This window comes from Providencia sp. 6390, assembly GCF_058148425.1.
Window position 1 is genome coordinate 286,767 of sequence record NZ_JBYVYL010000003.1, and the last position, 13,015, is coordinate 299,781.

Sequence of the window (13,015 nt, forward strand, 5' to 3'; positions counted from 1 at the left end):
ACGGTACCAATTAATTATTACCGAACATTTCCTTCACCCAATCAGGTGCATCATCTTTTGCAGGCTGTTCAGAATTATTATTATTTAAATCCCAAACAGGTGCTTGATTGGCTGATGATTGACATAAAGCATCTGGGTTGTCTGTCCAAATTGGCAAGGTACGTCCGCCACCAAAGTCAGAACAGTTAAATTGACCATCTGGCATCACCTTCATATCAACGATCCCTTCAGGCTGACGGTTGATCAAGGCTAATGGTGCCTGATTGTCTAAGTAGCGCTGGTACACTTTTAATGCACCAGTAGAGCCAGTTAGTTGGGTTGGACCATTGTTATCACGGCCAATCCACACTATCGCCACTTCTTTACCGTCAATACCTGCATACCAGCTATCACGTAAATCGTTAGTGGTACCCGTTTTACCCGCTAAGTTATATTTGCTGTATTTAGTGAGCAGAACACGCCCAGTCCCTTGCTGAACCACTTGCTGCATGCCATACAGTGTCAAGTAGGCCGCTTGGGAAGGTATAGCACGCTCTGCAGATGGATAGCTCTGATAAATTTCACTACCATCGCCATCAATCACTGAGCGCAGTGCTGACAATTTCGCGCGGTTACCATTGCCACCAATGGTTTGATAAATTTGTGCCACTTCAGCAGGTGTTAAGTTAATCGCACCAAGCAACATTGCAGGCACTTTTTCCATCGCACTTGCCGGTGCGCCTAGGCGCACAAAAATGTTCATGATCTGATCTAGCCCAACTTCTAACCCTAAGTTTACCGTTGGGATATTTTGTGACCTTGCTAATGCATCAACCAATAACATACCACCAGTGAAATTACGGCTGTAGTTTCTTGGCTGCCATGTTTGGTTGCCCACCTTCACGGATAACGGTTCGTCTTTCAACCATGTGTTCAGGCGGAAACGATCAGGCTCATTTAATGCTGCTAAATAAACAGGCGGTTTTGCCAATGAACCAATGCTACGACGAGCATTCAGCGCTCGGTTAAAACCTGAATATTGTGGCTGCGAACCACCCACCATTGCACGCACTTCACCATTAATACGGTCAACAACGACCATTGCGCCTTCGATATCATTCAAATTACGATCTTTACGTAATTGAGCAACACCTGATTCAACCGCGGTTTCTGCTGCTGTTTGAGCGACAGGATCTAAGGTAGTAAAAATTTTCGCACCCGATAACTGTTGAACTTTATCACCCAGTTTTTCGTTCAGCTCCTGACGTACCATTTGCATAAATGCAGGTTGTGAAGCCACTAAGCCTTCTTTCGTTTTCACCCCCAATGGACGCGCACTTAGTACCTGATACATTTCACTATCAATAACATGGCGCGTTTCTAAGATTTTCAACACAATGTTACGGCGCTTAGTCGCATTTTCAGGCTTAGTCCATGGATTAAAGGTCGAAGCACCTTGCACCATACCAACTAACAGAGCTTGCTGATCAAGGCTTAATTCATTAATAGGGCGTCCGAAATAATACAGGCTGGCAAGAGGGAAACCACGGATTTCATCATTACCATTTTGCCCTAAGAAAACCTCATTGAGGTACAGCTCAAGGATGCGTTCTTTACCATAATTATAATCAAGCAACACCGCCATAATGGCTTCATTTGCTTTACGTTTAAGGGTACGTTCGTTGGTTAAGAATAAGTTTTTCACTAACTGTTGGGTTAATGTACTTCCCCCTTGAACAGATTTACCTGCCGACAAGTTAGCCACAACGGCACGGCCAATAGAGTAAAGGCTCACCCCATCGTGCTCATAGAAGTTGCGGTCTTCCGTTTCGATCAATATTTTGACTAACGATTCAGGGAAGTCCGCCAGCGGTAATACCAAACGTTGTTCATTATTTGCTGATTGCATCATGGTGATCAGCTTAGGATCTAAACGGAAGAAACCAAATGAACGGCCGTTTTCCATGTTTTCGATCTTAGTTAATACCCCATTGTCAAATGACATTCGGGCCAATATTTGCCCCTCTTTTTGATCAGGGAAATTAAACGGGCGGCGTAAAATTTCAATCGAGCTGCCTTTTACCGAAAACTCACCTGAACTGGTGATTTTAGTCACTTTACGGTACTGCATACCTTCAAGTAAGCGCACCATCTCTGCTTGGCTGTAATCCATACCCGGTTCAAGGTTAACCATACGACCATAGACAGCAGCAGGGAGATCCCACACCTTGCCATCAAGGCGTTCCTTGATTTGCTGATTGAGGTAGAAAGCATAAGCAGCAAGTAATACTGCAAAAACAATAAATAATTTGACCAGTAGCCAAAACCAACGCCATTTGCTTTTTGGTTTGCGGTTTTTGTTACCGTTATTTTTTTTCTTAGCCACTAGCTCGTCCTCTTCATCATCGAGGTCTTGCTCATTAATATCATCATCGTCAAATAATTCTTCATCATAATCATAGTCATCACGGCGTCGACGGCGTGAGTCAGATGGTTTCTTTTTGGTTGACGGTTTTTTACGTCTACCGATAGGCTCTAAATCTTTACCGGACATGGTCGCTCCATATCACCCGAATTCTTAAACTGAATATCCGTGATTTTGGCTTAAAAACACAATTCGTTCACAGAAGAAAGCTCTTAATTACATTTCATTACGCTACTTAAAGCATATCACCTTCTTGTAGCGGGCACCTATTAGAGCACAAAACCGTCTAATTTCGCACTTATCTTTTGTGTAGCACTTTGGTAAGTGAATACACATTTGCTAACGAGTCGTGGCCGCATTAGTGGCTTTTTTGGTCTTATTGGTTGGCTTTGTATTCGCAGGATCATCGGGCCACAGGTGCTTTGGGTAACGTCCTTTCATCTCTTTTTGTATTTCACGATAGCTGCCTTGCCAAAAAGCCCCTAAGTCTTGGGTGATCTGTAATGGCCGCATTGCAGGTGATAGTAAGGACAATGTCACCACAGCTTGACCATGGGCAACCGTTGGGTTTGCAGATTGCCCATACATTTCTTGCATACGGATCTCAATAAGAGGTGGCTTCTCCAGAAAATAGTGAATACTTACATTACTGCCTGTTCCAGCTAGATAGTGTGTTGGTAATACATCATCTAGCCATTTTTTTTGTTGCCAATCTAATCGATACCCCAACAGCTCCCCCATATTCAATGTTTGCAGCTGTTTGCGATGGGTAATGCCATCCAGATAGGGAGCTAGCCAAGACTCTAGAGAGGCTAGCAGTGTTTCATCATCCACCGCCGGCAGCGAAATATCTGGAAACCATTGTTGTGCCAACTGGCAACGAATGCGTAACTGCTGAGCAAATGGAGTCCAATCCAAATTATCTAACCCATTTTGGCGGATCCAATGCAGCAAAGCATGTTTAATTTGTTGGCTATTCGGATTTGCCAACCTTTCAGATTGAACAGCTAGCTGCCCGCATTGCAAGCGTTTCCAAGCAATTAAGGTTCCTTTTTGTTCATCCCATTCCACCGTTTCCTGCTGATAAAACAATTCAGGGCAAGTCGTTTGCAGTGTTTCGATATCAATAGACAGTGCCAACGCAATTTTTGCATCAGCAGATGTTTCTGGCTGCCAAAGTGTCGGTGTAATTAACCATGCAGAGGCAAGCAATGGATCATGTTCATCTAATGAAGCACCTAAACCACTGGACAATAAATAGCGTCCTTGGTTATCACGCTTTTTCGCAATGCGATCTGGGAACCCTGCGGCTAACAACGTAGGTAACCACTCACTTATCAAGATGCTATTTTTGCCAACGGTTGATGTCACTTTGTACCCACTAAGTATAGAAGCACGTTTACACCAATTTTCTGTTGACCTCTCTAAATAATGGTGCAAATCACAATGGCTCTGGCGTGGAGGCTCTTCAATGATCGCGACCAGCAATGCAGCCAGTTTAATCACTTCAATATTTTGACTTTGTTGAGCTTTGTATAGAACAGCGGCAGTACGCACAGAGCTCCCTGATTCAGTCATCCCTCTGCCTATTTGGGTCAACTGGCCCTGTTGATCTATGGCACCTAACCGCTTGAGTAAATCTTTTGCCGCAGCAATCGCTGGCGATGGTGGCGTATCGAGCCATTGTAATTGAGTGACTTCATGGCATCCCCATTGTAGTAGTGATAGCCATAATCCACTTAAATCACTGTGTAGTATTTCCGCTTCACTAAATTGTGCAGCACGTTCCGCTTGCTCTTGACTAAATAAATGCCAACAAACACCTGATTCTAAACGCCCCGCTCGCCCTGCTCGTTGTACCATTGAGGCTTGGCTAATGCGTTGCTTAACGAGTTTTGTTAGCCCTGTTCTTGGGTTAAATAAACCGACACGTTCAAAACCACTATCAACCACTAACCGAATACCTTCTATGGTAAGACTGGTTTCAGCAATATTTGTGGCTAAAACCACCTTTCGTTTACCTTCTGGTGCTGGTTGTATGGCTTGTTGCTGTTCTTTTATAGAAAGCGCACCATACATAGGACATAAAAGTGTGTCCTCACTAACTATCAAAGCTAGCTCTGTACGCGTTTTTTCTATTTCGCCAACACCCGGTAAAAATAACAACAACGAGCCACTTTCTTGTTGAAGCAACTGCCAAACTGCACTTGCGACTTCTTTATGAAACAGTTTGTTCGGATTTATTGGCTGAAAGTATCGAATGACAGGGAATGAGCGACCTTCAGAGGTTATTACTGGCGCATGAGGAAATAGCTGAGTTACCCCTTGATCATCAAGCGTTGCTGACATCAGTAAGATTTTTAAATCATCACGCAGTGCTTCTTGAGCGTCTAATAGCAATGCTAATCCTAAATCAGCTTGTAAACTCCTCTCATGGAACTCATCCAATATAATTAACCCGACCCCATCTAACATCGGATCCTGTTGCAACATACGGGTTAAAACACCTTCGGTGACCACTTCGATGCGGGTTTTAGCGCTGATTCGACTTTCAGAACGCATGCGTAAACCAACCGTTTGTCCAACTTCCTCACCGAGCTGCTGAGCTAAACGCGCTGCCACACTACGCGCAGCAATCCGCCTTGGCTCCAACATAATAATTCGTCCATCAATCACCCCACTTTCTAATATAAGAAGTGGAAGAACTGTTGATTTACCTGCGCCTGTTGGTGCGTTCAGTAATACTTGAGGCGATTGCTGTAGTGCAGCTAATAGGGGAGCACTCACATCATAAATGGGTAGCACGCGAATAATAACTCCGATGATGTTTAACTTTTGCAAATAAAGATTGTAGCATGAGCCATCATCTTTCTTGAGTGCAACTATTTGGAGACAACATGGAATTTAAGCCTCCTTTACAATCCGCCACCTTAATTAAGCGCTATAAACGATTTTTAGCTGATGTTGTTACCCCTGAAGGCGAGGTTATGACTATTCACTGTGCAAATACAGGCGCGATGACAGGGTGTGCAACGCCGGGTGATACGGTCTGGTATTCAACATCCGACAACACCAAAAGAAAGTATCCTCACAGCTGGGAAGTGACGCAAACATCACAGAATCATCTTGTTTGTATCAACACATTACGAGCAAATCAGATCGTCGCTGAAGCGTTGTCGCAAAAAAACATTCCAGAATTATCCGAATATAGTGTAATAAAGCCTGAGATGAAATATGGTTCAGAAAATAGCCGTATTGATTTCTTCTTATCGGGTGATGGCCTACCTGATTGTTTTATAGAGGTTAAATCAGTGACTTTACTGGAAAATAACCACGGTTATTTCCCAGATGCAGTCACTGTACGCGGACAAAAACATTTACGTGAGTTAACAATAATTGCTAAAGAGGGAAAAAGAGCCATACTGTTGTTTGCAGTTTTGCATACGGGGATCTACGAGGTATCAGCAGCAGCCCATATTGATAAGCAATATGATAAACTTTTAGATGAGGCTATCGAAAGTGGTGTCGAAGTACTGTGTTATCAAGTAGATATCAATACACAAAAAATGCTATTGGGTCAAAATATTAAGTTTACATCCATCAAATAATGATGGTTTAATTGTTTCTTAAAGCGAGGACGCATGGGTTCTGGGGGCTTAAAAAGGAATAAACACGCGCGCCTTCACAGCATTACAAAACTCATAACATGAATGATTGCCAAGACGACACTCTTCTGTTATTTATAGCGACCTTAATTTTTCCCCTTTGGGGTTTTGTGAAATTTTGCGTGTGTAGGAGAAGCATTATGCAAGAAGGGCAAAAACGTAAGACATCGTCCTTAAGCATTCTCGCCATTGCTGGGGTTGAACCCTATCATGAAAAAGCTGGCGAAGAGTACATGAACGAAGCCCAGTTGGCGCATTTTAAGCTCATTCTCGAAGCATGGCGCAATCAACTCAGGGATGAAGTCGATCGGACAGTTACTCATATGCAAGATGAGGCAGCTAACTTTCCAGACCCTGTTGATCGGGCTGCTCAGGAAGAAGAATTCAGTCTTGAATTACGTAACCGGGATCGTGAACGTAAGTTGATTAAAAAAATCGAGAAGACACTGAAAAAAGTCGAAGAAGATGATTTTGGCTTCTGCGAATCATGTGGAGTGGAAATCGGTATCCGTCGTTTGGAAGCCCGCCCTACAGCTGATTTGTGTATCGACTGCAAAACATTAGCAGAAATTCGCGAAAAGCAAATGGCTGGCTAATTGCTGATTATGGAGTCCTTAACGGCGCATCTCACCCTGCGCCGTTACAAGGAAATCTAATAATGAAAAGCACAACATCCCCTTATATTGGTCGTTTCGCTCCCTCTCCTTCTGGTAACCTTCATTTTGGCTCCCTTGTGACCGCTTTAGGTAGCTACCTACAAGCACGCTCACAAAATGGTAAATGGTTAGTCCGTATTGATGACATCGATCCCCCCAGAGAAGTCGCTGGAGCGGCTAAAGGTATTTTAGCAACACTTGAACACTACGGTTTATATTGGGATGGTCAGGTTTTATACCAATCACAACGCCATGATGCCTATCGAGAAGCCTTAGAGTCTCTTCGCCAACAAGGGAAAAGCTACTATTGCACTTGTTCGCGTCATCGAATTAAAGAGTTGCAGGGGCATTATGATGGGCATTGCCGTCATCTTCAGCTCCCCGATCACGATGCAGCGATACGTTTAAAGCAGACTCACCCTGTTTATCAATTTACTGATAAACTACGCGGCACCGTTCATACAGAAGCCAATGTGGCAGAGGAAGATGTCATCATTCTCCGTAAAGATGGGTTATTTGCTTATAATTTAGTTGTTGTGATTGATGACCATTATCAAAATATCACTGAAGTCGTTAGAGGTGCAGATTTGCTTCCTGCAACTTTGCAGCAAATTTCGTTATACCATCACCTTTCATTACCTGTTCCTCACTATGCCCATTTACCATTAATCCTAAATCATGATAATAATAAGTTGTCGAAGCAAAATCATGCCACTGCGTTGCCAATGACCGATCCTCGCCCTGTTATATGTCATGCTTTAGCGTTATTGAACCAACAGCTAATCCCGCATTGGCGTGATCTAAGTACACACGAATTGTTGGACATTGCGATCCGTAAATGGCGCCTCGCAGCGATCCCATCTCATGATATTATTGATAATGCTTATGACTGAATATGACTTTTATGCGTTTAAGCATTCTCAAAGAAAGGCCAGTAAGCTATGATTAGCCGCTTATTTTGTTTAATGAATATTTGTAACGATATCGAGGTGTACTATTTTTAACCGAGTAGCAAATTTCTGCCGCAATATTTTATCGCGAAATGACAAGGATACGCGTGACGCACAGGCAGCCGGTGAAAGGCCAGTCACTTATTCTGACACGGCGAAAACTCCGCCCGTTGCGCAGAACGCTAAACAAACAAAACCCACGGTTCGTCATTCCAAGCGTGCCGATATACAGGCAGAGAAACAACACACAATGACGACTGAAATTGATGAGAATATCACCATCATCCCGCGTTCGGGGCATACTATTTCACGTAATGATATTAGCGATAATGCGTTAAAAGTACTTTATCGCCTCAACAAAAGTGGCTTCGAAGCCTATTTGGTTGGGGGCGGTGTGCGTGATCTTCTTCTAGGCAAAAAACCTAAAGATTTTGATATCACCACCAATGCCACTCCAGAGCAGATCCGTAAGCTATTTCGCAACTGCCGCTTAGTTGGTCGCCGTTTCCGCCTTGCTCATATTATGTTTGGGCCTGAAGTGATTGAAGTGGCTACCTTCCGTGGCCATCATGATCAAAACGAATCAGATGATAAAAATCTGTCGCAGCAAGCGCAAAATGGCATGTTGCTGCGAGATAATATTTTCGGGTCAATTGAAGACGATGCGATCCGTCGTGACTTTACCGTTAATAGCCTCTATTACAACATTGATGATTTCTCTGTTCGTGATTATGTTGGCGGCTTAAAAGATCTCAAAGAAGGTATTATTCGCCTGATTGGTGATCCTGAAACACGCTACCGCGAAGATCCTGTAAGGATGCTACGCGCAGTGCGTTTTGCTTGTAAGCTGGATATGCGTATCGAGTCAAATACAGCGCAGCCAATTCAGCGACTCGCCTCCTTGTTGAGAGAGATCCCTTCAGCACGTTTATTTGAGGAATCCTTAAAACTGCTACAAGCAGGGCAAGGCTATGCTACTTATAACATGCTGAAAGAGTATCACCTGTTTGAGCAGTTGTTCCCAGTGATCAGTAGCCGTTTTACGGCTAATAATGATTCGCCGATGGAAAAGATCATCGATCAGGTACTCAAAAATACTGATTTTAGGCTTAAAAATGATAAACGGGTTAACCCTGCGTTTTTATTTGCCGTTATGTTATGGTATCCAGTCACTGAGCATGCTGAGAAGCTGTCTCAAGAAGGTGGTTTAGCCTATTACGATGCCTTCGCACTTGCCATGAATGATGTTCTTGATGAACAATGTCGCTCAATTGCCATACCAAAACGCATTACCACAACAATGCGAGATATTTGGCAGCTACAGCTACGTCTCCCGCGTCGCCAAGGCCGTCGTGCAAGTAAATTGATGGAGCATCCTAAATTCCGCGCTGCCTTTGATTTATTAGAACTAAGAGCCAATGTGGAACGTAGAAACGAACTCCAAGAGCTTGCAGTTTGGTGGGATGATTATCAACGCTCAAATAATACCAAACAACGCGAAATGATTGCTGAACTTGGTAGTGCACCTGTGCGTAAACGTCACCGTCCACGTAAACCTTCATCAGGCGCACGTAAATCGAATAAGCCTCAGGAGTAATAGAATGGAGTTAGTCTACATAGTGATTGGCAGTAACCTTGGTGAGCCATTAAAACAAGCTCAACAGGCTATTGGAGCATTGAATGCTATCCCAAACTGTCGTGTGACTAAAACTTCTTCTATTTATCGTTCTAAGCCTCTAGGGCCACAAGATCAAAACGACTTCCTTAATATGGCGGTGTTACTTGAGACTGAGCTTGAACCGGAAATGTTGTTGGATCATACACAGCGCATCGAGTTAGAACTTGGGCGCGTCCGTAAAGATGAACGTTGGGGCCCTAGAACACTCGATCTTGATATTATGCTTTTCGGTGATCGTGTTATTAATACTCCGCGATTAACCGTACCCCACTATGGGCTGAAAGAGCGTGAATTTATGCTATACCCGCTCAGTGATATCGCCCCCGACCTTATTTTCCCTGATGGTGAAGCACTATCAGAAAGGCTCACACTCGTTCCACGCAATGGCCTTAGCTTTTGGGATACTACAACCTTCTAAACAAGCAGGGTCATCAGTGGATCTTTTCCGGAGGTTATTATAATGAAACCAATTTCTCTGGCTACTTTGGGTCAGTTCAAAAAAGACAAACACAAATTCGCTACTATGACGGCTTATGACGCTAGTTTTGCTCAGCTATTTGCAGAACAAGGGATCCAAGTCCTGCTGGTTGGTGATTCTTTGGGTATGACCATTCAAGGGGAATCAAGTACACTTCCTGTTACCGTCGAACAGATCGCTTATCACACGCGTTGTGTCCGTAAAGGCGCTCCTGACACATTTATCATTGCTGATATGCCGTTTATGAGTTACGCCACGCCCGAACAAGCTTGTGCTAATGCAGCAATACTCATGCAAGCAGGTGCTAACATGGTAAAAATTGAAGGTGGCAGTTGGTTATGCGATACCGTCAAAATGCTCTGTGAGCGCTCTGTTCCTGTTTGTGGTCATTTAGGGCTAACACCGCAAGCAGTCAATGTGCTGGGTGGTTATAAAGTTCAAGGACGTGATGAAGTCACAGCAAACCAATTAATGAAAGATGCGATTGCTTTGGAAAATGCAGGCATACAACTATTAGTTTTAGAATGCGTGCCAACTTCTCTGGCAAATAACGTCACCGAAGAGCTGCTACTACCCGTTATTGGTATTGGTGCAGGCAATGGCACTGACGGTCAGATCCTTGTCATGCATGATGCGCTAGGGATCACCGCTCGCCCACCTAAATTCGCAAAAAACTTTCTTGCGCAAGCTGGCAATATCCAAGATGCTGTACAACTCTATATCCAAGAAGTTGAAACGGGTATTTACCCAAGTGAAGCTCACTCTTTTGAATAATTCGATTATGATTCAATAATAAGGAATGCACTTATGCTTATCGTCGAAACGTCACCTATACTTCGCCGCGAGATCCGCCGCTGGAAGCTTGATGGCAAACGTATTGCGCTTGTGCCGACCATGGGTAACCTCCATGACGGGCACATGACTTTAATTGATGAGGCAAAACAACAAGCAGATATTGTTATTGTCAGTATTTTTGTTAACCCGATGCAATTCGATCGTCAATCAGATTTAGCGAATTATCCACGTACCTTGCAAGAAGATTGCGAAAAATTAAAACGCCGAGATATCAATCTTGTTTTTGCGCCATCCGCAAAAGAATTTTATCCAGAAGGAATGGAAAAACAAACATTTGTTGAAGTACCGGAATTATCTTCAATTTTAGAAGGCGCCAGCCGCCCAGGTCATTTTCGTGGTGTATCAACCGTTGTTACTAAGCTATTCAATTTAGTGCAACCTGATTTAGCCTTCTTCGGTGAAAAAGATTTTCAGCAACTCCAATTGATCCGTAAAATGGTGCACGATCTTTCCTTTGATACACAAATTATTCCAGTTCCTATTGTTAGGGCTAAAAACGGCTTAGCGCTGAGCTCAAGGAATAATAACCTTTCAGCTGATGAGCTAAAGATTGCGCCTCAATTATATGGCATTATGCAGCAAGCTTCACAGAAACTGATCGTAGCGCCTGAAACGGCAGATACCCTTATTCAAGAAATGAATGAGTCTCTTCGCCAAGCAGGTTTCACCCCTGATGAACTGTTTATCCGCGATGCTGAAACACTGGCACCACTGAATAGCGCAACTAAAAAAGCAGTTATTTTGATGGCTGCATGGTTAGGTCAAACTCGCCTGATTGACAATATGCAGGTTGAGCTACCGACTATTTCAGCGTAAAACAATAAGCAAACACAGCACCACGATTAAGACGGCAGATAACTATTATGTTGAGAAAAATGTTACAAGGTAAGCTACACCGAGTCACTGTGACACAAGCTGACCTACATTATGAAGGCTCCTGTGCAATTGATCAGGATTTTATGGATGCCGCGGGGATCTTAGAATACGAAGCTATTGATATTTATAATGTCGATAATGGCGAACGCTTCTCAACCTATGCAATTGCGGGTGAAAGAGGCTCTAAAATTATTTCCGTCAATGGTGCTGCGGCTCGCCGCGCTGCTGTTGGTGATAAGCTGATTATCTGTTCTTATGTCAATATGAGCGATGATGACGCTCGCCATCATCAGCCGAAAGTGGCTTATTTTGATGGCGATAACATCATGAGCCGAGTGGCGAAAGCAGTACCTGTACAGGTTGCTTAGTCTATTTTGTTAGCACCTCTGCATTCAGGTGCTAACAAATCTTAATCAAACTGCAAGACAAACTGTGCCGTTGCTTCTGCTTTTCCAGGCGTAATTGAATCACCATAACGATAATATTCGGCAATCAATGGCACGTCCGTTTCCCCATTTTTTAAATCTGCTAATTTTACAAATTCATTATTCTCTAAAAAAGTATCGTGGCTTAAGGGTGATTTGACCGTAAAACCAATACCACTCGCATGATTACTTTCCCCTTCATTATCCAATGTGATAATGGATTGTTTCCCCTGATAGCTTCTTGTATTGTCGGCTAATAATTTAATACTCGCAGACATATCACCTGTACAAATAATTCGCATATTATCTTCGGTGGCAGAAGCCTCTGATGGGAAGCCTATTGATGAAAAAGCAGCGGTTGATAATGGCGGTAAATTGAATTCCAAATCAGTATTTTCGGCTGAACAAGACGTAGGGGCACTTTCAATCGCACCTTTTAGCTCATACGTATAGCCAGTTCGTGTCGTACCACCGCCTGAGCTATAACGATTAATCAAGACCGTTCCCACGATAGATTGATTGAAATAGGTGGATTCAGGGTTATCTTTTGCGGCATAAAAAATGATTGTGGCATTAATCGGCAGCAATGGTCCTTTAGGTACAGGTAAAGCTTGCCCTGGTTTATTTCTAAAAGACTCTTGTGAATCATCATCGATTAAGACATAAACTATGCTGTCTGAGCCACCACGATGAACATGATAGGCAGGTCTGCCATCAATCTCACCATAATAACGTGCTACAATTCCTGAGCCTTCACCGTATGAGGTATAGCCATACACTTGTGCATTTTCACCACACTGTGCTACACCACCATTTCCCCATAAACGTACAAATGACGCTCTCCCTAACTCATCATTCTTTTTAATTGCACCGGTTAAATTTAACGAAACAGTTGCACGCAATGTTGAATGGCTTTGTCCTTGCCCACCCTCTTCACAGTCGTTCATTGCCACCGCTTGTCTGCTCGTCACTAATAATAAAATGAAACTTAACACTAATGCATAATAGGTGTGATTATTTATTTTCAT

At 43.3% G+C, this 13,015-nt stretch carries 11 protein-coding genes; 8 read left to right on the forward strand and 3 right to left on the reverse strand.

Going from position 1 to position 13,015, the window contains the following annotated elements:
* Window positions 1–10: 10 nt before the first annotated feature.
* Together mrcB and hrpB are read right to left on the reverse strand one after the other, a co-directional pair.
* Complete coding sequence (mrcB, locus tag AC3Z9T_RS08675; RefSeq protein ID WP_490125791.1) at window positions 11–2,533, reverse strand: bifunctional glycosyl transferase/transpeptidase; 2,523 nt, start codon at window positions 2,531–2,533, stop codon at window positions 11–13.
* 210 nt (window positions 2,534–2,743) lie between these two features.
* Window positions 2,744–5,209: an ATP-dependent helicase HrpB gene (gene hrpB / locus AC3Z9T_RS08680; protein ID WP_490125792.1), complete on the reverse strand. Its 2,466-nt coding sequence runs from the start codon at window positions 5,207–5,209 to the stop codon at window positions 2,744–2,746.
* Window positions 5,210–5,301: 92 nt separating this feature from the next.
* Between hrpB and sfsA the strand changes: the two genes are divergently transcribed.
* From sfsA to panD, 8 genes are all read left to right on the forward strand, one after another.
* Entirely contained in the window at window positions 5,302–6,012 is a 711-nt protein-coding gene (gene sfsA / locus AC3Z9T_RS08685) for a DNA/RNA nuclease SfsA (RefSeq protein WP_490125793.1), read from the forward strand.
* Between the two features lie 197 nt (window positions 6,013–6,209).
* Entirely contained in the window at window positions 6,210–6,665 is a 456-nt protein-coding gene (dksA, locus tag AC3Z9T_RS08690) for an RNA polymerase-binding protein DksA (RefSeq protein ID WP_004922522.1), read from the forward strand.
* Window positions 6,666–6,727: 62 nt separating this feature from the next.
* A complete protein-coding gene (gene gluQRS / locus AC3Z9T_RS08695; protein WP_490125794.1) occupies window positions 6,728–7,618 on the forward strand; it encodes a tRNA glutamyl-Q(34) synthetase GluQRS in 891 nt (296 codons plus the stop codon).
* A gap of 103 nt (window positions 7,619–7,721) precedes the next feature.
* A complete protein-coding gene (pcnB, locus tag AC3Z9T_RS08700; protein ID WP_490125912.1) occupies window positions 7,722–9,272 on the forward strand; it encodes a polynucleotide adenylyltransferase PcnB in 1,551 nt (516 codons plus the stop codon).
* A 4-nt stretch (window positions 9,273–9,276) separates the two neighbouring features.
* Window positions 9,277–9,771, forward strand: a complete 495-nt coding sequence (folK, locus tag AC3Z9T_RS08705; protein WP_490125795.1) for a 2-amino-4-hydroxy-6-hydroxymethyldihydropteridine diphosphokinase — start codon at window positions 9,277–9,279, stop codon at window positions 9,769–9,771.
* 42 nt (window positions 9,772–9,813) lie between these two features.
* Entirely contained in the window at window positions 9,814–10,605 is a 792-nt protein-coding gene (gene panB / locus AC3Z9T_RS08710) for a 3-methyl-2-oxobutanoate hydroxymethyltransferase (protein ID WP_490125796.1), read from the forward strand.
* A gap of 33 nt (window positions 10,606–10,638) precedes the next feature.
* Window positions 10,639–11,502, forward strand: a complete 864-nt coding sequence (gene panC, locus AC3Z9T_RS08715) for a pantoate--beta-alanine ligase (protein WP_490125797.1) — start codon at window positions 10,639–10,641, stop codon at window positions 11,500–11,502.
* Between the two features lie 47 nt (window positions 11,503–11,549).
* Window positions 11,550–11,930, forward strand: coding sequence for an aspartate 1-decarboxylase (gene panD / locus AC3Z9T_RS08720; protein WP_490125798.1), 381 nt, complete (start codon window positions 11,550–11,552; stop codon window positions 11,928–11,930).
* Between the two features lie 41 nt (window positions 11,931–11,971).
* On the opposite strand, the gene AC3Z9T_RS08725 is transcribed toward panD, so the two are convergent.
* Window positions 11,972–13,015 (reverse strand): fimbrial protein, encoded by a 1,044-nt coding sequence (locus AC3Z9T_RS08725; protein ID WP_490125799.1) that lies wholly within the window; start codon window positions 13,013–13,015, stop codon window positions 11,972–11,974.